This is a genomic window from Shewanella morhuae (genome assembly GCF_003028295.1).
In the GTDB taxonomy this organism is placed as follows: Bacteria; Pseudomonadota; Gammaproteobacteria; order Enterobacterales; family Shewanellaceae; genus Shewanella; species Shewanella morhuae.
Window position 1 is genome coordinate 2,069,960 of record NZ_PYSG01000002.1, and the last position, 22,993, is coordinate 2,092,952.

A 22,993-nucleotide genomic window follows, 5' to 3' on the forward strand; every position below is an offset into this window, starting at 1 on the left:
ATTTGCACCCTAAATGTCTATTTAATTGATGCCAGGGTTAATACATTAGATAAAACGGCACACGCTTTATGCATTTCATCCGCTGTTAAAGTAGGATGGACTAGCATCATAATGCTGGTTTCACCTAAATGCTTAGCATTAGGGAATCGTTTTTCAGGCCGCCAAGGACTACCATCAAAGGCTTTTTCCAGATAAACCTCTGAACAACTACCGTGATAACAAGGCACTCCTAATGCAAAAACCTCATCGACAATGCGGTCACGACTCCAACCAGGAGCTAATTTATCATTATTCACAAAAAAGTAGTGTTTATACTCTGCATGCACAACATCATTTGGGACATCAACAATTCTAAGTACAGGGTATAAACTTGCAGTAGCATCCAGCAGAGCGGCATTGGCAACACGTGCGGCAGTCCAAGTTGCCATACGTTTAAGCTGAATACGTCCAATCACCGCTTGTATCTCAAGCATTCGCCAATTTGTGCCAAATGAATCATGTACCCAACGGAACCCTTGTGGATGCTGTTTATGATAGACTGAATCGAAGCTCTTACCATGATCTTTATAAGACCACATGGTTTGCCACAGGGTTTTGTCGTTAGTAGTGACCATTCCACCTTCACCACCAGTAGTCATAATTTTATCTTGGCAGAAAGACCAAGCACCAATATGGCCAATGCTACCCACTGCACGACCTTTATATCGAGAACCATGAGCCTGAGCACAATCCTCTATCACATAAAAACCCTTTTCAGCCGCTAGCGCCATTATAGGATCCATATCTGCAGGCATACCAGCAAGGTGCACTACTACCACCGCCTTGGTATTAGGAGTTACTGCTTTCTCAATTGTTTCAGCGGTGATATTTTGACTATTTAGATCAACATCGGCAAATATTGGGTTAGCTCCTGCAGTAACAACGGTTGAAGCTGAGGCCAAAAAAGTCCTTGGGGTAACAATGACATCATCACCGGCAGCAACACCTAAAGCCTTAAGCGCAACATCAAGAGCTAAAGTACCATTGCATAAAGCAATAGCGTATTCTGTACCAGTCCATTCAGCGAACTCTTTCTCGAATTCACGACACTCATTGCCAGTCCAGTAGTTAACTTTATTTGACAGTAACACACAACTGACAGCATCGGCCTCTTCTTGTGTGAAGCTTGGCCAAGGGGAAAATGGCGTATTTAACACAGTGATTATTCCTTAGGGCAAATTGGTTTAGCTGGGACACCAACAACCGTTTGATTATCTAATACATCGTTGATCACTGTTGCTCCTGCGGCAACAACAGCGTTTGAACCTATTTTGATCCGTTGCTTAATATGGCAGCCGATACCTAACCAAGTAGCCTCGGCAACTTCAACCGCTCCAGCTAAATGTGCCCCAGGGCTAACATGCACACCATCAGCTATCACACATTCGTGATCAACCGTGGCGGCGGTGTTGATAATACAACCCTTACCGATGCAGCTAAATGGATTGATCACGGCTCCAGCCATAACAACTGTACCGTAACCAAGTTTGGCGTAACGACTGACCACGGCACTAGGGTGAACTAAAGGTAAACAACTTGCGCCTTGCTCAAGCAGCGTTCGATACTTATTCATCCTAGTAACATTGTGACCGATTGCGACCACTACATTTGCATAATCATGGACTCGTCTTATAAGTGTATCGCTATTACCAGACACAGGCCAATGCTCAATCAGTGCTAACTCAGGCCATCGATCATCATAGAAGTGAATTTCAGAAAAACCATTAAGCTCAGCTATTTCCGCGATCACTTTGCCATGACCACTTGCGCCAAGGATAGCGCATGAAACAACAGCGCGATTACTCATTGGTATTTCCTCGGTGCTCTTGCCCAGTAAAAGGCTCAATGGTTACATGTCCCTCAGCAGAAATCCCCTCTTTAACAAGAACTTTTTTCACGGTTAACAACAGGATTTTGATATCAAGCCAAAAGGAGATGTTTTCAACATACCAAACATCGAGATTAAACTTTTCTTCCCAGCTAATAGCATTTCGACCATTAACCTGCGCCCATCCAGTAATTCCTGGACGTACGTTATGCCTACGAGATTGCTCTTTGTTGTATAAAGGCAAATATTGCACAAGCAATGGCCGTGGTCCTACCAAGCTCATATCCCCCTTTAATACATTAAATAATCCTGGCAACTCATCTAAACTAGTTGAGCGTAATAAACGGCCAAAATGTGTCAACCGCAACTCGTCAGGCAAGATGTCTCCTCGTTCATCTCTAGTATCAAGCATACTTCTGAATTTCATAATATTAAAAATTTGACCATGCAACCCAGGTCTAGCTTGGGTAAAGAGTATCGGCGAACCTAGTTTAACGCGAATAAATAAGGATACAATAATGATAATAGGTAATAAGATAAATAGAGCACTAAGTGCTACAATAAAATCAAATAGACGTTTCATTTAGCTACTCCTGTAACCCAAGTAACCCACTTATTAGCTAAGTTATGACGATCAAATTCTCGCTTTGCCAATGCCTGAGCATTCTCACCCATTTTAGGGAGTAATATTTTATTGTCTGCAGCATGCTCTAGAGCATCAGCAAATGCGCTAGCATTATCTGGTTCCACGGTATAACCGCAATCATTTTCCTTTATCATACCCGCTAACCAACCAGGATAATTATTTAAAACAGGTAAACCGGCTGAAATATAATCAAAAAATTTGTTCGGTGATGTACCATAATAAAAAGCGGGAATATTAGCTAATAGCTGCAACCCAATATCAGCCCCTTTCATCAGTTGCGCGAGTTTTCTTTTATTGATCGGAGCATGAAAAATCACATTTTCAAGCTTATCTTCAACAACTCGCTGCTGCAATTTAGCTTTTAACTTTCCTTGCCCTACAAAAACAAGTTTTATATCCGTTCGACCACGAAGTTTGAGTTCAGCTGCCGCATCAAGCGCGGCATCCAAGCCATTAGCAACACCATGCGTACCTGTAAAAATGGCTATAAAATCAGTATCTAAAACATTGCTCGGGCGCCATGATATAACTTTTTCAGCAAAAATATTTAAATCACACCCATTAGGAACTAAGGCTATTTTACTTGCTTTTACACCTCGTTTCTTGATTCCCTCAACAATTCCTGGAGATAAACCTACACATCTATGAGCAGAACGGTATGAACACCACTCTAAAATTGACATAGCACTTAAAATAAGAGGATTTTTAATTACTCCCATTTGTTTTGGTAACTCAGGCCATAAATCTCGAACTTCAAATACAAAAGGTTTAAAACGTAACCATCTAGCAAAAATACCCGGTATCCCTGCTGTTAAAGGAGTCGTTGTAGCAAAAACAACATCATACTTATGTGTCAAAGCAATACCCACACTCTTTAAAGCAAACATTAAGAACGTGCTCGCGCGTTTAGTAAATCCATCAGTGTTTGAATAGGCCAAGTCAAATTCAATGATATCAATACCATCAACTAGACCCTTTCTGCGGCCTCTGACAAACTTATCTGTTATACCCGTTTCGCCGCCACCATAACTTCCACATACCATTGTGATCTGGTGTCCATGCTCAACTAATCGCTGTGCCATTTCATATGAGCGAATCCCTGTAGAGCCACTCGGAGTAGAGAAATGTTGATGAAAATATAAAACTCTCATGATTATAATTTTACTTCCGTAATAATTATTCCAGGCTTATTGATTTCAAGTTCAATAACCGGAATCTCTGATTCTTGATAATAATAACGAGATTCAAACCCAGAAGTTAATTCAAAACGTTCTATATGCACATCAGCAGTAAAAATGATTGTGCAGGAATCGCTAACAAGTGAGTTATTAAAAACCTTCCAATTTGAGGGGATTAATCTAAAACGTAAAATAGCTTTACTTTGAAATCCAGACAGCTCATCTTTAATTATTAAAGATGATGATAACAATGCAACTGTTCGTATATGCTCACAATGATAATAATCCTTATAACCAACAGTAATACTTTGACTATGTTGATTAACTACAAGCGGCTTTTTAAAATGAGTAGTTAACCAATCACCCAATAAAAAACGACTTAACCTCGGCATTTGCTCATGTTCATCAAACTCAACAGTATTATGACTTTTCACCCCACCATAATAATCAATATATTTCTGACCTGCATTATAACTAAATGTACCACCATCTCTGAATACATTTTCGTTCCCAAGCCATAAATCAATATGCAAAGCATCACATTGACTAGGTCTAAATTTAAATTTTGGATAGTTTAGAAAAACTTCAGCTTTGCTATTCTTTAAAAAAGCATAACCACCACAATCAAAATCTTTAGATTTTTTATCTATTAAAAATGCATCAGGTCTACTTAACTCTAACCACAGAAGTGGTAAATTAAATCCGCCATCCCCTTTATATGCTAAAGCTTGACAAAAAAGTAAACTAGCTAATTGAACACTAGGCCTAAAGTCACGGTAATCGCTACTAGTTAAGGGGATTAAACGTGCACCATCATTTGCCCCAAGGTTTGGAGCATCACCACATTCAGAATTAGTAAAACAATAAAGCCAATGAGTCGCAGCTGTTAATTTTGTATATAAACTTGCTGAAAAAATAGGTAACTTATGTTTTAATCGCCACACCTCGACCAAACTGTAAGTATCAAGCATCAGCCTGTGATAATTTACAGAGTATTGACTAAAGCTACCATCAGTTTCAATTAACCTACTGGCTCTATTTTCAAGCCATTTTATACCAAGTTGTTGCCATTTAACTCCATCACTATCACCATTCAAAGACAACCAAGACCCTCCAATGTAGAGAGCAGCGGCTTCAGATGTTCCATGGTTATTATCTTGAGCAACTGCATACATAATAGTAGGTGATATGCGCTTTAAATGAGCTTTAACAAAACGAAGTAAAGGGATACTAGTTTTATTAGTTTGCTCCAATAATATTGCGGCTAACGCTAAATGCATAATACGAATTGAAGCTTCTTGACCACACTTCCAGTTAACACCAAAATACGGAGGGTTATTTAATATCCAATCAGCGAGCCAAATGTTTAAAGAATCTAGAGCTAATTCATCTCCACATTTAGTTTTTTGAACAAATCCAATAACCCAATCAAAACGAGAAGCCTCCCAAACTCCTTTAATATCGCCCAATTGCTCATTAAAATCGGCGATTAAATACCAGGGTTTATGACTTGGTGCAGACCTTTGGGTCAAACAACTTTGATGCCAACTAGGTATCGCTTTATTTTTAACAGTAACGCCCAGATAAGTATGATTATCTAGCCATTGTTTGTTACATTCAAGATTATTAACCAAGCCTTTGTAAGGTTTGAAAAGTTCCCCATCAGCTAAATTACCGGTAATTTTCTTAACTTTATTGAAACCCAATTCGATACCTAATTTATAAGTAACAACGCGGAATAAATTAAGCACACCCAATGCAATTGCTGTTTTAATTTTAACGAAATTCATTACTGTGTTCGCAGCTGCTCAGCGATGTCAATGGTAACTCTAGCCACTTCAAATAGCTCATCGGCAGATATTGGTGATGGAGCCGCTAATTTAATTGAATCTATAAATGCAGCAGAACAAGCAGTTTGGCCTTTATCTTGCTTCCATAAATTCATCTTTTTAAAACCTTTCCAACCAAACCCTTTCAATTTAATAAAGTTATCTAATTGTAGAATTCTACCAGCAGCAAATACCTCCACCCTTTCTTTAGGAAAACTAGCAGCTCCATTTGCTAAATAATGAATTGTACCAAATGAACCATCAGCAAAACCCAAAGTGATAGCGGCTTTATCTTCAACAATTGCAACTGAATCTGTATCACCCATTCTACGAGCTTGAATAGAGACAATCTCACTGCCAGCTAAATAGCGCATTAAATCAATGAAATGGCATGCCTCACCTATAATTCGTCCACCACCGACACTATTGTCTTGCGTCCAATGATCTGCAGGAATACTACCTGCATTCATAGTCATGATGAAAGACTTAGGCTCTTTAATAGACTCAAGTAATGATTTCATTCTCTGTATTTGTGGTGAAAAACGACGGTTGAATCCAACCATTAATTTAGGCGCATTATTAGCCTTTATTGCTTCGCCGTATGCACGTTTTACAGCCGCTAATTCCTCATGAGAAATCGCTAATGGCTTTTCAACAAACACATTTTTACCCGCTTTTAATGCATGTTCAACAAAGTAAGCATGGCTATTATGCCGCGTGACAATTACGATGGTATTAATATCAGGGTTCTCGATCATAGCCTGGGTGTCTGTCGTAGCTTCAGTAAAACCAGCCTTTTCACCATGAATAACACCATTTACCCCACCAGAGGTAGCAATACTATGAAATTGAGCACCGGCCTTTTTAAATGCTGGTATCAACATGCGGGATGCATAATTGCCTGCACCAATAAAACCAACGATTGTATCACCTGCTTTGTATTGCGGAACTGTATTTAAAGAGATAGTTTTCTCGTGGCGATATTGTGCTTCAGACTCATACTGTAGCAATATGCCTAATGCCCTTTTATCAGAGGTCAATAAATCATAAGCGTCACTGGCATTTTCAAATTTAAATCGATGGGAAATTAATGATTTAACATCAATTTGCCCACCCGCCATCATATCTAAAATAGCCTCAAAATTACGTTTTTCAGTCCAGCGAACAAATGCAAGTGGATAATCATTACCTTGCTCCTCGTAGCTTGGATCGTATCGACCAGGACCATAGGAGCATGAAACCTGAAATGTTAATTCTTTTTGATAAAAATCAGCACGGCTCAATTCTAACCCAATAACACCAACTAAAATAATGCGACCTCGTTTACGGCTCATACGCGCAGCTTGTGTTACAGGGTCGTTTGATTTTGTCGAAGCTGTGATAATCACACCATCAACACCTTCACCACGACTAAAAGCCATACCAGCCGCTACAGGATCTTCTCCTTTACCAGGATTACACGTTTGGGCACCGAATTGCTTGGCTAAATCAAGCTTTGTTTGGTCATAATCAATAGCTAAAACGCGGCACCCTTGTGCTCTAAGCATTTGTACTGTAAGTAGACCAATCAACCCAACGCCAGTAACAGCAAAACATTCACCCATCGTCGGATTCGCTAAACGAATACCTTGCAAACCAATACTTGCAACAACAGTAAATGAAGCTTCTTCATCACTAACATTATCAGGGATTTTAGCCACTAAATTTTTTGCAACACGAACAACATCAGCATGTGGACCATTAGATACAACTCGATCACCTATATTAAAATCATTAGCACCTTGGCCAACAGACTGAATTAAACCAACATTACAATAACCCAGTGGAAGTGGTTGTGCTAACTTAGATTTAACGGCATCGATGGTCGTCATCAATCCATCAGTTTGGACTTTTTCGAGTACCATTTTAACTTTATCGGGTTGCGCGCGGGCTTTATCTATTAAGTTAGCTTTGCCAAAGTCTACCAACATTCTTTCAGTACCCGCAGAAATTAATGTAGTGCTGGTATCGATTACAACATGATTTTTAGTGGCTTGAGGAGCTGGGGCTTCAACAATGGCAGTGCCACCTTTAGCCATATCTTGAAGAATTTGTTTCATTATAAATGCTCATTTAATATTAATTGTAAACTTTCAAAAGAACCGTAATTATAGGTAATACAACCGGCTGGCCGGACTATTGAATCTGATGCAATAGTCTTGCATGAAAAATGTAATGCTTCTCTTACACTAACACTATCTCCATCAGTAGGAGTCAACCTTAAAAAAATTGGTTTTTCCTTAAAAACAGGCCATAGCTGATGTTGTCCAGATAAAATACAAAGACGACCTGAATCAATATGTTTAACAATTAACTTTTTACAATATTCAGGAAAAAAATCGGGTTCATAAAGTCCTAGAACAAGTAACAACTTCATTTCTGGTATAGAATCAAGTAACTTAAGACTAGTTCCAAGACCATATAAATCCCCATCACCACAAGGTATAAACTTCCAAGCAGAGTTTACTACAAATGAATCATTGCGAATAAAATCTTTAACTTCTTTTGGATATTTATCATAGATAGAATCATACTCTGATTCGTCTGGAGGAACAAAAGGTGATATTAGTTTTATTTTAAAATTCGACGGATAAAACCCAGCCAAATTCGGATTAACAATGTATATACCTGCTGAATAATTTAAAATAAACAATAATATTTTTTTCTTAACTCCGCTACAATGTCTAGAAGCATTATGATCTACAAAAATACTTTTATTTATTTTCCCCATAAAAAAGAAAATAAGCACGACAAATAAATTTATAGAATTAACTTCATACTGATTAGCTTTGAATTTAAATAATTCAAACAAAAATAACTTATTAGAAAAGTCTAGCTTCCCCACATGTTTACCACTATTTAACATATGAGAATAACGTCTTGTAACATATACGCTAACCCCTCCGATTGGAGGAGGAAAACGTCCCACAATACAAATATCCATAACGACCCAACCACTTATTGTAAAATAATTCACATCAATAACTAATATACAATACTATTTGATGTAAAAACGTTAACTTTCTTTAAGAAAGTAGTTTTGCGTACTTATCGAGGACACTAACAGATTTAAAATTATTAATGGCATAGTTTTTTGCATTACTACATAATTCACTATATTTAACTGGGTCAATATTCATCGCATTATTGAGTGATAAAGTAAGGTCATAAGGTTTTTCAATATTAACCAAAAAACCTGATGATGATTCGTCTAAAATAATTTTATGATCTGCAATATCACCAAGAATGACAGGTGTTCCAGTTGCCAAGGCTTCTGCTACTGAGTTAGATGAAGACTCATACTTTGACGGGTGAATTAACATAAATGACTTTTCCAAAATTTTTGGAATATTATTAGATGCACCACAAAAAACTAAATTCTCAGTTAAATCATTATCAGCCAACATTGATTTAATACGAATTAACTCTTCAGAATCAATAATTCTTCCATACCAATGAATTACAGGTAGACTAGTAGAAAAATTCTTCTTGTATAAAACTAACGATTCCGCAATATAGCTAAAATTTTTGAATGGAGTTGTATGAGCGATCACAACAAATATCTTATCATTTAATGCCTCTGGATTGATATTTATATCAAAAAAAGGATCAGGCATTACATTAGGAATATAAACAACATTTTTTTTTGCGTACTTACGTTTTAACTTTTCAGATTGAACAATAGAGTTTGAAGTAATATTTTTACACACCCCATGAAACTCATTCCTAAGATTACTCAAAAAATTTGTAGGTAATAACTCAAGAGACGTTCTCTCTGAATAGGTGATAGCAAGGCGTTTGAAATAAAAAAAACTTGCTAACTCTAAATAAAAGGCCGGTGTGTTTAAAAAAACAAGCGCACTTTTATATTTAAATCTATATAGAACACTAATTAGTTTCACTACAACAGACAGACCGAGTTTATCCGACTTAAGAGCTTCATGTATAACAACTCTTTTATCTAAACTAACTTTATGATGTGTATATTGAGGATAATATATAAAAATATGAACATCCTCACCATTATCAACAAGTCCATTGGCAATATTAACAATTTGCCTTTGCGCACCACCAGATCCAAAATGATCTATCATTAATAGTATAGGTATTTTTCTTTTCATTATTAACTTTATTTCTTCTCTAAAATGATACAACCGGGAGATAACACTACAATAGAATTATCAGGAATATCTTTATTGACAACAGCATTAGCACCAATTGAAACATTGTTACCAATAGTTATCTTTCCAAATACCTTAGCGCCGGGTGCAATATACACATTATCACCAATAATCGGTACTCCCCTTCGCTCCCCTTTTCCAGATATACCTATTGTAACCCCTTGCGAGATATTCAAGTTTTTACCAATTTTAACTTGGCTTGATATTACAATGCCACCATTATGACCAATATATAAACCATACCCTATATTGGCAGCTCTAGGAATTTCGATTCCCCATTTACTACGCATTCTATGGTACTGAAAAATATATAAAGGCTCTAAAAAAATCCGAGTAAATAAATTCTGCTTAGCTAACCACTGACCGAATCGATACGTTACAATTGCATGGCAACCAGGTACCCTATAGCATCCAATAATTTTTTTTATCTTACCACCTTGAACTAACTCATAAGTTCTATTTAAGTCTTCCTTGAGCATTTTTTCTTCCTAGTTCTTTTTGTGATAAAAAAATTAAAATGAGTAAAATTAATGGATGTGTTATTTTTGTAACAAAAGGCTCTTTTAATTCTATAATAAAAAGTGGTGCAAAGAATATTAAACATAGAAGTTTATTTTTTGATTTCGGCAGTTTAAGTATATTAAAAACCAAGTAAAAAAAGAATGATGCATAGAAAAATATAGATATAATTAATCCAAAACCAAAATAAGTTTGAATATAGCCAATGTCACTACCTGAGGCATTCAAACCATTAGGAGTAGAAGCTAGACCAGTACCAATAATTGTAGTAATGTCTAAAGGTGGTATCGGCATTTCACCTAGTGCACCAACAGAGGAGTCTTCGCCATTTAAAAAAATTGAAAATGAGCGCTGTAAAGGGTATGCAATAGCATCCAAATCAACATCTAAGCTAAGGTATATTAAAAATAAGATAAATACTGTTACAAAAAAAATAAAACCTGTATGCTTCAAGTTATTAAAAGACAAAACAAAAAAAGTTAATACATAAAACAAACTCAAAAACAGACCTAATTTCCCTACAAAAATACAAGACACACTCATTGATATAGACAACAATAAATATAATAGCTTAGGCTTCAATTTTTCTGACCACCAATAGAGCGCCATGGATGAAAAAACCCCAGCCGATATTGTTAAAGCCAAACTAGCACCAGAACCAGTTGAAAAACCAGGTACCCTAAATGGATCAGAAAAAGGAATGTTTCCTCCCTCTACCATTATCGATGAAAGCCAATCTCTATATTCAGGAACTAAAAAAGAAACGAACACCATTACAGCTTGAATACTACAACATATAGTGAGTATTTTTAAAAAATGCCGCACATCAAAAAAAAATATTGACGCGGCAGCTGCCATATAAAGAGTAAAAACTAAAAAAACAATTATTTTACTTAGCATCCCAAAATCTGTAGGAAGTAAAATAATCTGCGATATAATATATAAAAAAACTGAGCATTGTATAAGATAAAAAATTATATTATTTTCTATTTCTTTCTTAAAAAAATAGAGCAATTTAAAACCGACGGTAAAAGTACATAATAGAAAAACAAACCGTGTAGTGGGCATCCACTCAAAACTTAAAAACTTCAACTGAAATAAATAAAGAAAAGTCGAAATTAATAATAATGATTTGAATAAAAAACCATCTTGTGAAATATTAAGTGTAAAGCGAGGAAAAATCATTGCTCATCCAACCACGCATTAAACATCAAAATCGACCATAATAAAGTCCCCCAGTTATTGACACGACACTGATGCTGTTGCCACATTTTGCTTACAAAGTTCACATCAAAAATTCCATCAGTCTCTAATCTTATTGGATTAAGTAAATTATTAGCCCATTCATTAAGATCTTCTCTTAACCATTCATCTAGCGGTATAGCAAACCCCATTTTAGGACGCTCAATTAATTTTTTAGGTACTTTTTTATAAAGTAACTGTCGTAATAAATATTTTCCTTTACCATCGAAACGATGAATATCTGTTGGGATCATTTTAGCAAACTCAACAATATTATGATCAAGTAACGGAATTCGTCCTTCAAGACTTGAAGCCATAAATGCTCTATCAACTTTAGCCAATATATCGTCTGGTAAGTACTGGTTGGTGTCAACACTCATCATATGCTCATACAGACCACTAGCCACTTTTGCATCATAAATCGTTAGCTGTGGTGAAGCCCCTTTAACGAGTCGTTCCACACTAGATAACGTTGATACAGAACGTTTATAGAACGAGTTAAAATCAACACAACCTAAATACTCAAAGCTTCGAATATACTCATGAGAGCTTTTTCCCATTAATTTAAAATTTTGGACATTAGAATGAATGCCAATTGTATCGGTAAGCTTATTAATGACAGAACGTATTGGTTTAGGAATTTTTCTTATTTTTTCCCAACGTTGATTTGTTCTTTGGTAACGACTATAACCACAAAACAACTCATCACCACCGTCACCTGATAGCGCAACGGTGACTTTTTGTTTTGCTAAAGCACCGACGATATAAGTGGGTAACTGCGAAGAGTCAGCGAATGGCTCATCGTATACAACAGCTAACTTAGGGATAACTGACAATAAATCATGTTGATCGATATAATGCTCTGTATGACTAGTACCTAAATGATTTGCAATTTCTTTTGCAAACTTTGCTTCGTTAAATTTAGGATCTTTAAAACCAATAGTAAAAGTATTAATCGGCACAGAAGATTGCGATTGCATATAGGCTGTAATTAAAGATGAATCAATTCCACCTGATAAAAAAGCCCCCAGAGGCACATCAGCTTTAGATTGTAACTCAACGCTTTTTTTAATTAAACCATCAAGTTTATCAATTATAATTTGGGGTTGATCTGGATACTTAACATTTTTTCTATTTTCGACAATATGGTTCAATGACCAATAATTAACTATTGGCTGAGAAATAACTTTATTTCCATGTAAATAAAACATTAAAAAACTACCTGGCAGCAATTTTTTAATATTTTTATATACACTAGACGGTGCAGGAATATAACCATGTCTTAAATATAAGCCAATTGCATTTCTGTCTAACTCTTTATCAAAACTAGGATGTTGAGTTAGACTTCCCAGCTGTGAACCAAAAATAACACCATTTGGCAAAGTAGCATAATAAAGTGGTTTTTCACCCATACGGTCACGAGCTAAATAAAGCTTGCTCTGTTTTTTATCCCAAAGTGCAAAGGCGAACATCCCAGTAAACTTTTTAAGAGACGACTCAATGCCCCATGCTTCGACACAGGCCAATAATACCTCGGTATCTGAGCTACTTTTAAATGAGATACCAGCAAAATTTAACTCTTCTTTAAGAGATTCGAAGTTATAGATTTCACCATTAAATACTATTACATAACGATTTGAGTGAGAATGCATAGGCTGATGGCCTAATGGAGAAAGGTCATGGATTGATAAACGTTGATGTCCTAAAGCCACACAACCTTCATTCCAAACACCTGAATCGTCAGGTCCACGATGAGTAATTTTACTCAGCATATTTTCTAAAACAGTTTTCACATCAAAATCTATTTTAGTATCGATAAATCCTACAAAACCACACATTCAAAGCTCTCAATTTAATAGTTTATGTTTAATTTTTTTCGCTAGATTTAAGCCACGTGCAATCAGAGAAAAATGACGTGTAAAATGTAAAAAACGATGAAACGAATTTGCATAAGGATAATCTTCAATTGTTAACAATATCAGTTGCTTAAAGCCTATATAATCACCATTAAAACATCTAGCCAGAGAGAAACTCATATTATTTTTGACTTGTGCATTCCTAACAACATCTTCATTTACGCCTAAACGTATAGCTAGCTCATATGCTTCACGATAAAAACTTTCAATCTTTGCTTTATAGAGAGGATTCGATGATACACCTCCTGAGTGCTTCCGATAACAGCCATAAACAGACTTATCTAGATGGATTGGACCATTTATAGCCATATCAATATAAACATAAAAGTCTACAGCTTGGAACCCCTTGGGATATGCGGGTCTAAGATTACGCCGATACATTACACTACTATGGACAAAGTATGTACCAAGGGTAACAAGTTCCTCGACATTAGCCACTTCAGGTAATCCTGGAGCAGAACCGATAATTTCATCACTGCCGATAACATTTACTGCATGTGTTGACATTGAATATAAAGGATGAGAATCAAGTAAATTGGCTTGTTCTTGAAGTTTTCCGGGTAAAAACATATCATCACCATCACAGTGACATACATATTCACCAATAGCTAAACTATGGGCATTAAAATAATTAGCTCCAGCGCCTACATTAAAATCTCTTGAAATAGGTCGGATAAAATCGTATTTATTTGCATATTCTTGAATAATTTCTGCTGTCTTATCGGTTGAGCAATCGTCACTAATAATGACTTCAAAATCAAAATCAGTTTTTTGATTTACTATACTATCTAAACAATCACCTATAAAAGCTTCTTGATTATAAGTGACAACACAAACGGAAACTTTCACTTTACTAACTAAACTCACACAACCACCTTCGTTAAGTATTTTTTGTTAATGTATTTTCTAATTAATGGTGAGCATAGTAAAGACGTTAGTAGAACAGGAATACCAACAATAAGCAATATTAAAAAACTATCAAGACGTGTCGAATAAGAAAAATTTAAGGAGTTAAAGAAATAACCAATGCATGCTGCTGGAAAAATTAAAATAAAAACATCATTAAATAACCACTTTAAATGTAAACCGGGTTCTATTTTATAATGAATAAAAGCCACCCAAAAAATTAAGAATAAAAAGTTAATTGTCATCCAAGTATAACCAGCACCAATTGCACCATAATACTTAGCTGCGAGCACAATTAAGGGAACAAGGATACCAACCAAAATTAAGTTCCCATAAAGATGATATTTTAGGTTCCCTTTAGCATATTGTAAGTAGTAAGGGAAAGCAGCAATAACTAGAAATCCATTGCCAATTACATAAAGTCGTAGAATTGGGGCTACGAAATGTGACAAATGAAGGTCTCCAGTCCATGCATAGAGAAGATTTTCCGCACAAAAAAACATAGTAATTGCACAGGAACCTGCTATAACGGCGACGAACTGCGTTGCATTTCGATATATAGCTAACATCTCGAGATGCTTTTCTTGTGCAAATAGAGAAGTCATTCTTGGTAATAACGCATTACTGATAGGTCCGCTGATTATCATAATGCCTCCAGCAACAAGAACAGCTAAAGTAAAATAACCATATTCAGCTAAAGGCAAGATACTGGATAAAATCAACTTATCCGTTTGAGTAACAAGAACCCAAATGGACGCAGTGAAAGCAATTGTCATAGAAAATTTTAGCACTGGCATTAATGGTTTGACTGACCAACCAATAGGCTCTGAAAACTTGCTTAATTTAGGCAATAAAATTCTAGACTTATAAAAAAGAATTAGAGATTCTAGCAGTGCGATAAAAAGTTGGTAAATAAAGAATACGGAGATAGTAAACCCAAACTTAAACATTATCGGAAAAACACCGACTGTCCGAAATGTTGCTACAGCTATGTTAAAATAACTTAACCAAATTAGAGACTCACTACCGGTTATAACACCACGATATAGTCCACAAAGCCACCTGAGTGCTACAATTGCAGCCATAATTTTGATAGCGATAACAACAGAAAATAAAGATAAACTATCAAACTGGAGCCAATTATTAGCTAATATCTCGGCTAATAAAAATAAACTAATCCCTCCCACAACTGCAATAAATAAAAAAATCAAACTCAACGCTCTGTAAATCTGACGAAATGATAAAGCACTCATCACTCCAGCTTTAAACCTAGCAGTTTCACGACTTATAGTTGGCGTTAAACCAAGATCAAGTAAATTAAACCAAGCTTGTAATAATACAAAAAAACCAACTAAGCCGTATGCCTCTGCCCCCAAATGTTTTATGTAGAAAGGTAAAATTAATATACCAACAGCCGTCACATACAATTGACTAACATAGTTTGCAATTATATTTTTTTTCAGCGACATAAACTATCTCACTTAAACAACAAAAAAAGTTCACTTAATAAGTATAAAAACCTTGGCTAGTTTTTCGGCCTAGTTTATTAGCTAAACACATTTTTTTTAATGTATATGATGGTTTATATCTACGCTCACCGGTTTCTGTATACAAAGTATCTAAAATTGCATAGACCACATCAATACCTATTAAATCAGCAAGCTCCAACGGTCCTATAGGATGGTTAGCTCCTTGCCTCATCGCAGTATCAATACCTTTTAATGTCGCGACACCAAAATCTAGTAAATTAACAGCCTCATTAATCATTGGCATAAGTAAACGATTTACGACAAAACCAGGATACTCATCAACTACGATAGGAGATTTTCCTAATTCTTTTGCAAGATTTAAAACGAAATCTACTGTGCTTTGTGATGAATTAAAACCTTTGATTACTTCAACCAACTGCATAATTGTTGCAGGGTTAAAAAAGTGCATGCCGATAATTTTTTCAGGGTATAGGTAAACACTGGCCAATTCAGTTATAGACAAACTTGAAGTATTTGTTGCGACTATCGTCGTATCTTTACTGTAAATTGCTATATTTTTGATAATATCTAATTTGACATCGATATTCTCAGATACTGCCTCAATGACAAACTGTGCATCGCTTACACTTTTATAATGATCAGAGAAAGTAATCCGGTCCATCAAGTCTGTCGCAGTATCGCCATCGGTCAGATTATTACGCTTTTCATCTTTTTTTGCTAGACGCTCTAAAAAGGCACGCTTGTCAGTCTCTTTGGCTAAATTTTTAACAATTACTGTAACATACCCTTTGTTTTTACTTAACAGGTAACAAATACCTAACCCCATTGTACCAGCCCCAACCACCACACTTTTCAGCATCTTTAACTATCTCCAATAATCACTTGCTATCAAGAACTCTTTATAACGATCAGCTGTAATACCTACAACTACTTTGTCATGAAATGCTCCTTTTCTAAAGAACCAGCTTTTTTTAATACCTTCTATTTCCCAGCCGCATCTTTTTTGAAAAAAGTTTATTGATACTTTATTTGTTGCTATCATATCGCCATCTAAACGTACTAAGCCTAGCTCGTCGAATGCATAGCGCATAATCGTCATGACTGCATCTAAGGCATAACCTTTTCCGCGAGTATCTTTATTCCCAAGGCTAACACCACTAAAGGCGTTGCGGTTTTTCCAATCTATGTTGACTAAATTTATTGTACCAATCAAACCGTGTTCAGGTGTCTCAATAGCAAAGTTTTGGTTTTTTGGATCATTATTATTTATATTTTTTATCCAATTTTCAGTACTAGTGCTCGAGTAAGGAAAATGCCACCCTCCGAGACCCTCCCAAATTTCTGGTTCATTAGCCCATTGATGTAATAACGCTAAATCTTCCATTTCTATTGCTCGCAAAGTGACGACTTTACCTTGAATATTCATTTTCTATCCTCTGTTCTATAATATCGGATAATGCTTGCACATCATCTTCTTCTAATCTTTCATCAATGGGTAAAAACAAGGTATTTTGAAACATATATACCCCAACTTCACCACTGAATTCACTTTTCCAGTAACGAGGTAAATAAATTCCATTATCAATGAGCTGTTTATAAACACTTCCAACATCATGGCTGATTTTTAGCGGATAGCACAGCGGTACTTGACCATTAATCGGGAGCTGTAATTGGTTTAATGATTTAAATTTGTCATACAAAAACTTATAGTTACGCTGTCTTTTTTCTTTAATTCGATTAATGTCAGCACAGTTGATTAAGTATGCTGATATTACTGACATTTTTTTTGGTATAAAACACTCAAGCGCTTGCTCTGCCTCTAAAAACTGACTATATCCTGCTTGCACATAGCCTGCTGCGCGCAGCAGTAAGTGACCACAATTTTTACTTGCATCATAACAATCTTCAGGCATCTCAATATTTATTGACGTTCGTAGTAAACCACCATCTGGTATACCTAAAAATTTACGTGGTGAATAAATACTTGTAGTGCCCTCAATGTGTTCACAAAATAAAGCTTGTGAATTATCAACAATAAAAGATTCAGGTCTTATTGTGGTTAATATTTTAATCTGCTCAGATAACAAGCCAAAATAGTTTACTAATAATATCTTACTATCATTCGTACTTGTACATTCAGAGATATTATCAGGCAGCAAAAGATCATTAATAGAATAAAATATAACATTGACATTTAATGATTCAAGGGCTGAAAAAATGCTGTCGCAAATATAATTTGGTACATACAGTTTTTTAATTTTTACGACATTTAAGTACGCATATAATGCCGCTCGCGCAGATTGAAATTGATATGCTTTAATATCTAACTGAGTATTAAAACTTGTCAGTGAAAGTTGGTTGTAACCACCAATAGCCATCTATTAAACCAACTTATATTTAGTCAGCATATCGATTACATCAGCTTTACTGTTATGCATAAGTATATCAATCATCGATAAATGTGGGATAAACCTATCTGAATTTTGCTTATACTCATAATATTCCATTTCGATAAAAAACAAATCAACCCCTTTATTAGAAAAGTAGTCTTTATTGTAAAGAGATTTCCCTCCAGGGCTATTTATATAACAATTTAATTTTAAAACACCTGCCATAGATATTAACTTATCAGCTGCAGATAAATCACGATTATATTCAAGCGCACTAGAAAAGCAAAAATCTTTCGCAATAGATAAATAATCGAATACTAATGAAATACTCTTTGCACAAATATACTCTACACTCCTATTATCATCACATAAAACTGATTCTATCAGAGGGAATACATTCGCAAAGTTAGGTGATTTTTTATAGCTTTGTTCGATTGTCTTGAGAATTTTTTTTACATTATTATCAAAACTAAGTTCATTAATTAATGTGTTTGATGACATTCCAGGAACAGGAACGGTAAAACGTTGAGCTTTTCCATTAGCTAAAATATTATTACGATTTATATAACCACCTTTGATAAAGGTTACATCATCATAAAAAACAAATTTATTTGCGGCATGTACTAATTGATAATAACCTAAATATGGAAATAAATAAGGTTGCATTACAGCAAAACTCATATATTCTCCTTTATAATGTCTGTCACAGCTAAAACATCATTTTCTGTCATATAACTATGTAATGGTAAACAAATTGCGCCTAGTGCAATTTTTTGGCTACTAAAGCATCCGAAACTTTTTTGTTTATCATAGGCTACATCTAATGAAGGAAAAAAATATCTACGGCATTGTATATTATTACCTGTTAGTGCCTCGATAATTTTTAGTTGTCGTTCCGAATCAGCAATATAGATTGGCATATAAGCACCATTATAGCTCGCTTTGCTATGCCATATAGGTAATTCAACAATGTTTTTTAGTTGATCACAATACAGTTTAAATAATTCAGCTCGATGTTTAATTATTGCATCAATATCATCTAGTAGCGTTAAACCTACAGCGCACTGATACTCATTTAGCTTAGCATTAATACCTGGTTCACCTAAACTACCATCGGCATTAATTCCAAAATTAATAAACTGTTTAGCTTTTTCAAAATCAGCCTTATGCTTAAAAATAATCGCACCACCTTCTACAGTATGGAATACCTTGGTAGCGTGAAAACTTAGCGTACTGGCATCACCAAATTTAAGTATTGATTGTTCACCAATTTTAACGCCAAATGCATGAGCTGCATCGTAAATAACTTTCTTGTTAAATTTTTTCGCGACATTTTCAATTTCGGTCACATTGCATGGATTTCCATACACATGTGTCGCGACAATAGCATCAAAATGCTCATCTTCAGTCAGTGCATTTTCTAGCTTAGTGGGGCAAAGATTATAGCTTTCGGGGTCTATATCACTAAATGCAACCTCCATACCTTGCCATAGTAGTGAGCTGGTTGTGGCGACAAAACTAAATGGCGTTGTTATTGCTGACGTTATGCCTAATGCTTTGCAAGCAACTTGTAGAGCTAAAGTCCCATTAGATACTAATAATAAATGTTCTACACCTAAATATTCTTCTAATCGGTTAGTAAGTTTTTGATGTAATGGACCAAAATTTGTGTACCAATGACTTTCATTTACTTGTTGTAAATATTTAGTTAATTTATTTAAATCAGGCTGAAGTGGATTATTTAATAATATATTCATTTAATTTTCCAATATACTCATTAAATACTGCCCATAAGCATTTTTCATCATAGGCTTCGCAAAATAAATTATTTGCTCTTCAGATAACCATTTATTATAAAAAGCAATTTCCTCTAAACAAGCAATCTTATAACCTTGGCGCTTTTCTATTGTCTCAACAAATGTAGCCGCTTCCAAAAGGCTTTCATGAGTTCCTGTATCTAGCCAAGCAAAGCCTCGACCTAATAACTCAACACTCAACTCACCCATTTCTAAATACGCTTGATTAATGCTGGTAATTTCTAGTTCGCCGCGCTCTGAAGGGTTAACTTTTTTAGCAATATCAATAACCCTATTATCATAGAAATAGAGTCCAGTTACAGCAAAATGTGACTTAGGGTTTGTTGGTTTCTCTTCGATACTGATGGCTTTAAGGTTATCATCAAACTCAACAACACCAAAACGTTCTGGGTCTTTTACTTGATAGCCAAATACTGTTGCACCAGTTGGACGTGCCACAGCTCTTTTTAAAATAGGAGAAAATCCTTGTCCCCAAAAAATATTATCACCTAATGCTAAACAAACACTTCTATCACCAATAAACTTCTCACCAATTAAAAATGCTTGCGCAAGCCCTGCGGGTGTCTCCTGAACCGCATATTCTAATTCGATGCCAAACTCGCTTCCATCACCAAGCAAACGCTGAAATGAAGACTGGTCCTCCGGCGTGGTAATAATCAATATTTCTCTTATTCCTGCTAACATTAGTACAGAAATAGGATAATAGATCATTGGTTTATCATAAACAGGTAATAACTGTTTTGAAACGCCTTTAGTAATCGGATACAAGCGAGTACCAGAACCTCCGGCTAAAATAATACCTTTCATAGCACCTCAAATAGTTATTCTTATTTACGTAAAAACTATTAACAACCTGATACTACTCGTTAATACCTAAGCGTTGTCTTTGATATGAACCATCCTGAACATGTTGACACCATTGCTGATTAGCTAAATACCATTTAACTGTTTTTCGCAAACCTGACTCGAAGGTTTCTTCGGGTTGCCAATTCAGTTCTCGACTTATTTTTCTCGCATCGATTGCATAACGTCGGTCATGACCAGGCCTGTCTACAACAAACGTAATTTGCTCTGCATACTTAGTCTCTTTGGGGACAAGATCATCTAAAATAACGCAAATAGTTTCTACTACGTCAATGTTTTTCTTCTCGTTATGACCACCAATATTATAGGTTTCGCCAACTTTACCTTCTGTCACGACTTTAAATAATGCTCTAGCATGGTCCTCGACATATAGCCAATCACGAATTTGATCGCCTTTACCATAAATAGGCAATGGCTTACCCTCGAGTGCATTAAGGATCACTAGTGGAATCAATTTTTCAGGAAAATGATATGGTCCGTAATTGTTTGAACAATTAGTTACAATGATTGGCAAACCGTATGTGCGTAACCAAGCTCTGACTAAATGATCACTTGATGCTTTTGAAGCCGAATAAGGGCTACTTGGCGAATAAGATGTAGACTCAGTGAATAGCGGAAGATCTTGATTTACAGCTAGCTGATCTGGATGAGGTAAATCACCATAGACTTCATCTGTTGATATGTGATGAAAACGAAAGGCTTTCTTCTCAGAGCCTAATAAGGTATTCCAATACTCCCGAGCTGCCTCAAGAAGTGTGTAGGTACCAACTATGTTAGTTTGAATAAAATCTGAAGGACCAGTAATAGATCTATCAACGTGAGATTCAGCAGCTAGATGCATTACTGCTTGTGGTTGATATTGCTTAAACACTCTATCTAGTTCTTTACGATCGCAAATATCAACTTGTTCAAAATAGTAGCGTTCATTATTACTAACAGAGTTGATTGACTCTAGATTGCCAGCGTAAGTTAATTTATCAAGGTTAATAACTGAGTCATATGTATTATTTATTATGTAGCGAATCACTGCTGAACCGATGAAACCAGCGCCGCCAGTTATTAAAATTCTCATTTATTTTCCTAAAAAAGCTTTATACCATGGCATTGCTTTTGAAATTCCATCAAAAATCTTAAACTCTGGATGATAACCTAATATAGATTTAGCCTTGCCGATATCAGCTTGTGAATGGCGTACATCACCAGCTCTAAAATCACGATATATAGGCTTTGAATCTACGGAAAGACCATTTTCATTTAACGCTAATTGAATTGCATCGTACAGTTCATTTAGTGTAGTCCTATCACCAACTGCAACATTATATACTTGATCTTTAGCAGTATCAGGAGCTGTTGCGGCAAGAATATTTATTTGAACTGTATTTTCAATAAAACAAAAATCACGGCTCGTTTCACCATCCCCATTAATAAAAACATCATTACCAATTATCAATGATGCAGTCCATTTAGGAATAACAGCGGCGTATGCACCATCTGGATCTTGACGTTTTCCAAATACATTAAAATAACGCAAGCCTATAGATTTAAAGCCATAAGTTCTAGCATATACACCAGCATAAAGCTCATTTACGTACTTAGTAACTGCATAGGGAGATAGCGGACTCCCTATATTGTCTTCTAATTTGGGCAACGCAGGGTGGTCACCATAAGTAGAGCTAGACGCGGCGTAAGTAAAACTTTTTACATTTGCCTCTTTTGCAGCCTGTAACATGTGAATAAAACCAGTAATATTTGTCGCATTTGTGGTTATTGGATCAGCTATTGACCGGGGTACTGAGCCTAACGCTGCTTGATGAAGAATATAATCAACCCCCTCAACAGCTAATGCACAATCGTTAAGATTACGAATATCACCATTTATAAATTTAAAGTTTAACCATTGAGCATCTGATACTTGAGATTTTACCTCATCTAGATTCCGCTGATGCCCTGTTAAAAAATTATCTAGACCAACAACTTTTTGGTTTAGTAAGAGTAATTTTTCTAATAAATTTGAGCCAATAAAACCAGCAACACCAGTAATAAGCCACACTTTTGGAGAAGCTATTAATTCTTTTTGAACTTGCTCGTATTTAGTCATTGAATATTCTC

At 35.6% G+C, this 22,993-nt stretch carries 21 protein-coding genes; all 21 read right to left on the reverse strand.

Annotation, left to right across the window (positions count from 1 at the left end; all coding sequences use genetic code 11):
* Positions 1-17: 17 nt before the first annotated feature.
* The 21 genes from C9I43_RS09475 to C9I43_RS09575 all read right to left on the reverse strand — a co-directional run bounded on the left by C9I43_RS09475 (position 18) and on the right by C9I43_RS09575 (position 22,982).
* Complete coding sequence (locus C9I43_RS09475) at positions 18-1,196, reverse strand: DegT/DnrJ/EryC1/StrS family aminotransferase (protein ID WP_107883278.1); 1,179 nt, start codon at positions 1,194-1,196, stop codon at positions 18-20.
* A 5-nt stretch (positions 1,197-1,201) separates the two neighbouring features.
* Positions 1,202-1,846: an acetyltransferase gene (locus tag C9I43_RS09480; RefSeq protein WP_107883279.1), complete on the reverse strand. Its 645-nt coding sequence runs from the start codon at positions 1,844-1,846 to the stop codon at positions 1,202-1,204.
* A complete protein-coding gene (locus tag C9I43_RS09485; RefSeq protein ID WP_107883280.1) occupies positions 1,839-2,450 on the reverse strand; it encodes a sugar transferase in 612 nt (203 codons plus the stop codon). Before C9I43_RS09485 ends, C9I43_RS09480 begins: the two co-directional genes overlap by 8 nt.
* Positions 2,447-3,664, reverse strand: a complete 1,218-nt coding sequence (locus C9I43_RS09490; protein WP_107883281.1) for a glycosyltransferase family 4 protein — start codon at positions 3,662-3,664, stop codon at positions 2,447-2,449. The genes C9I43_RS09485 and C9I43_RS09490 overlap by 4 nt, the downstream gene beginning before the upstream one ends.
* 2 nt (positions 3,665-3,666) lie before the next feature.
* Positions 3,667-5,481 carry a heparinase II/III domain-containing protein gene (locus C9I43_RS09495; protein WP_107883282.1) on the reverse strand — a complete coding sequence of 605 codons (1,815 nt, stop codon included), beginning with the start codon at positions 5,479-5,481 and terminating at the stop codon, positions 3,667-3,669.
* Positions 5,481-7,619 (reverse strand): bi-domain-containing oxidoreductase, encoded by a 2,139-nt coding sequence (locus C9I43_RS09500; RefSeq protein WP_107883283.1) that lies wholly within the window; start codon positions 7,617-7,619, stop codon positions 5,481-5,483. The genes C9I43_RS09495 and C9I43_RS09500 overlap by 1 nt, the downstream gene beginning before the upstream one ends.
* Positions 7,619-8,503 carry a hypothetical protein gene (locus tag C9I43_RS09505; RefSeq protein WP_146157133.1) on the reverse strand — a complete coding sequence of 295 codons (885 nt, stop codon included), beginning with the start codon at positions 8,501-8,503 and terminating at the stop codon, positions 7,619-7,621. The genes C9I43_RS09500 and C9I43_RS09505 overlap by 1 nt, the downstream gene beginning before the upstream one ends.
* An 82-nt stretch (positions 8,504-8,585) precedes the next feature.
* Positions 8,586-9,680: a glycosyltransferase gene (locus tag C9I43_RS09510; protein WP_107883285.1), complete on the reverse strand. Its 1,095-nt coding sequence runs from the start codon at positions 9,678-9,680 to the stop codon at positions 8,586-8,588.
* An 8-nt stretch (positions 9,681-9,688) separates the two neighbouring features.
* Positions 9,689-10,219, reverse strand: a complete 531-nt coding sequence (locus C9I43_RS09515; protein ID WP_107883286.1) for a serine O-acetyltransferase — start codon at positions 10,217-10,219, stop codon at positions 9,689-9,691.
* The gene (locus tag C9I43_RS09520) at positions 10,197-11,444 is read right to left on the reverse strand and encodes a hypothetical protein (RefSeq protein WP_107883287.1); all 1,248 of its coding nucleotides are present in this window, start codon (positions 11,442-11,444) and stop codon (positions 10,197-10,199) included. The genes C9I43_RS09515 and C9I43_RS09520 overlap by 23 nt, the downstream gene beginning before the upstream one ends.
* The gene (gene asnB, locus C9I43_RS09525) at positions 11,441-13,339 is read right to left on the reverse strand and encodes an asparagine synthase (glutamine-hydrolyzing) (RefSeq protein WP_107883288.1); all 1,899 of its coding nucleotides are present in this window, start codon (positions 13,337-13,339) and stop codon (positions 11,441-11,443) included. The genes C9I43_RS09520 and asnB overlap by 4 nt, the downstream gene beginning before the upstream one ends.
* Positions 13,340-13,348: 9 nt before the next feature.
* Positions 13,349-14,284: a glycosyltransferase family 2 protein gene (locus tag C9I43_RS09530; protein WP_181317869.1), complete on the reverse strand. Its 936-nt coding sequence runs from the start codon at positions 14,282-14,284 to the stop codon at positions 13,349-13,351.
* On the reverse strand, positions 14,281-15,792 hold the full coding sequence (locus tag C9I43_RS09535; RefSeq protein WP_107883290.1) for an oligosaccharide flippase family protein: 1,512 nt from the start codon (positions 15,790-15,792) through the stop codon (positions 14,281-14,283). The genes C9I43_RS09530 and C9I43_RS09535 overlap by 4 nt, the downstream gene beginning before the upstream one ends.
* A gap of 34 nt (positions 15,793-15,826) precedes the next feature.
* Entirely contained in the window at positions 15,827-16,672 is an 846-nt protein-coding gene (locus tag C9I43_RS09540; RefSeq protein ID WP_107883291.1) for a 3-hydroxyacyl-CoA dehydrogenase family protein, read from the reverse strand.
* A gap of 6 nt (positions 16,673-16,678) precedes the next feature.
* Positions 16,679-17,239: a GNAT family N-acetyltransferase gene (locus C9I43_RS09545; protein WP_107883292.1), complete on the reverse strand. Its 561-nt coding sequence runs from the start codon at positions 17,237-17,239 to the stop codon at positions 16,679-16,681.
* Positions 17,223-18,191 carry a hypothetical protein gene (locus C9I43_RS09550; RefSeq protein WP_107883293.1) on the reverse strand — a complete coding sequence of 323 codons (969 nt, stop codon included), beginning with the start codon at positions 18,189-18,191 and terminating at the stop codon, positions 17,223-17,225. Before C9I43_RS09550 ends, C9I43_RS09545 begins: the two co-directional genes overlap by 17 nt.
* A gap of 3 nt (positions 18,192-18,194) precedes the next feature.
* On the reverse strand, positions 18,195-18,884 hold the full coding sequence (locus C9I43_RS09555; RefSeq protein ID WP_107883294.1) for a WbqC family protein: 690 nt from the start codon (positions 18,882-18,884) through the stop codon (positions 18,195-18,197).
* Positions 18,881-19,960, reverse strand: a complete 1,080-nt coding sequence (locus C9I43_RS09560; protein WP_107883295.1) for a DegT/DnrJ/EryC1/StrS family aminotransferase — start codon at positions 19,958-19,960, stop codon at positions 18,881-18,883. The genes C9I43_RS09555 and C9I43_RS09560 overlap by 4 nt, the downstream gene beginning before the upstream one ends.
* A complete protein-coding gene (rfbA, locus tag C9I43_RS09565) occupies positions 19,961-20,827 on the reverse strand; it encodes a glucose-1-phosphate thymidylyltransferase RfbA (protein ID WP_107883296.1) in 867 nt (288 codons plus the stop codon).
* A gap of 52 nt (positions 20,828-20,879) precedes the next feature.
* The gene (rfbB, locus tag C9I43_RS09570; RefSeq protein WP_107883297.1) at positions 20,880-21,956 is read right to left on the reverse strand and encodes a dTDP-glucose 4,6-dehydratase; all 1,077 of its coding nucleotides are present in this window, start codon (positions 21,954-21,956) and stop codon (positions 20,880-20,882) included.
* Positions 21,957-22,982 carry an NAD-dependent epimerase/dehydratase family protein gene (locus C9I43_RS09575; protein ID WP_107883298.1) on the reverse strand — a complete coding sequence of 342 codons (1,026 nt, stop codon included), beginning with the start codon at positions 22,980-22,982 and terminating at the stop codon, positions 21,957-21,959.
* Positions 22,983-22,993: the final 11 nt, after the last annotated feature.

What these genes read in the sequence shown, in the direction of transcription:
- C9I43_RS09510 (WP_107883285.1), bottom strand. Translation starts at nt 9,680, where the DNA reads ATGAAAAGAAAAATACCTATACTATTAATGATAGATCATTTTGGATCT.
- C9I43_RS09505 (WP_146157133.1), bottom strand. Translation starts at nt 8,503, where the DNA reads ATGGATATTTGTATTGTGGGACGTTTTCCTCCTCCAATCGGAGGGGTT.
- C9I43_RS09485 (WP_107883280.1), bottom strand. Translation starts at nt 2,450, where the DNA reads ATGAAACGTCTATTTGATTTTATTGTAGCACTTAGTGCTCTATTTATC.
- asnB (WP_107883288.1), bottom strand. Translation starts at nt 13,339, where the DNA reads ATGTGTGGTTTTGTAGGATTTATCGATACTAAAATAGATTTTGATGTG.
- C9I43_RS09550 (WP_107883293.1), bottom strand. Translation starts at nt 18,191, where the DNA reads ATGGCTATTGGTGGTTACAACCAACTTTCACTGACAAGTTTTAATACT.
- rfbA (WP_107883296.1), bottom strand. Translation starts at nt 20,827, where the DNA reads ATGAAAGGTATTATTTTAGCCGGAGGTTCTGGTACTCGCTTGTATCCG.
- C9I43_RS09540 (WP_107883291.1), bottom strand. Translation starts at nt 16,672, where the DNA reads ATGCTGAAAAGTGTGGTGGTTGGGGCTGGTACAATGGGGTTAGGTATT.
- C9I43_RS09480 (WP_107883279.1), bottom strand. Translation starts at nt 1,846, where the DNA reads ATGAGTAATCGCGCTGTTGTTTCATGCGCTATCCTTGGCGCAAGTGGT.
- C9I43_RS09545 (WP_107883292.1), bottom strand. Translation starts at nt 17,239, where the DNA reads ATGAATATTCAAGGTAAAGTCGTCACTTTGCGAGCAATAGAAATGGAA.
- C9I43_RS09495 (WP_107883282.1), bottom strand. Translation starts at nt 5,481, where the DNA reads ATGAATTTCGTTAAAATTAAAACAGCAATTGCATTGGGTGTGCTTAAT.
- C9I43_RS09515 (WP_107883286.1), bottom strand. Translation starts at nt 10,219, where the DNA reads ATGCTCAAGGAAGACTTAAATAGAACTTATGAGTTAGTTCAAGGTGGT.
- C9I43_RS09560 (WP_107883295.1), bottom strand. Translation starts at nt 19,960, where the DNA reads ATGAATATATTATTAAATAATCCACTTCAGCCTGATTTAAATAAATTA.
- C9I43_RS09520 (WP_107883287.1), bottom strand. Translation starts at nt 11,444, where the DNA reads ATGATTTTTCCTCGCTTTACACTTAATATTTCACAAGATGGTTTTTTA.
- C9I43_RS09535 (WP_107883290.1), bottom strand. Translation starts at nt 15,792, where the DNA reads ATGTCGCTGAAAAAAAATATAATTGCAAACTATGTTAGTCAATTGTAT.
- C9I43_RS09490 (WP_107883281.1), bottom strand. Translation starts at nt 3,664, where the DNA reads ATGAGAGTTTTATATTTTCATCAACATTTCTCTACTCCGAGTGGCTCT.
- C9I43_RS09575 (WP_107883298.1), bottom strand. Translation starts at nt 22,982, where the DNA reads ATGACTAAATACGAGCAAGTTCAAAAAGAATTAATAGCTTCTCCAAAA.
- C9I43_RS09500 (WP_107883283.1), bottom strand. Translation starts at nt 7,619, where the DNA reads ATGAAACAAATTCTTCAAGATATGGCTAAAGGTGGCACTGCCATTGTT.
- C9I43_RS09555 (WP_107883294.1), bottom strand. Translation starts at nt 18,884, where the DNA reads ATGAGTTTTGCTGTAATGCAACCTTATTTATTTCCATATTTAGGTTAT.
- rfbB (WP_107883297.1), bottom strand. Translation starts at nt 21,956, where the DNA reads ATGAGAATTTTAATAACTGGCGGCGCTGGTTTCATCGGTTCAGCAGTG.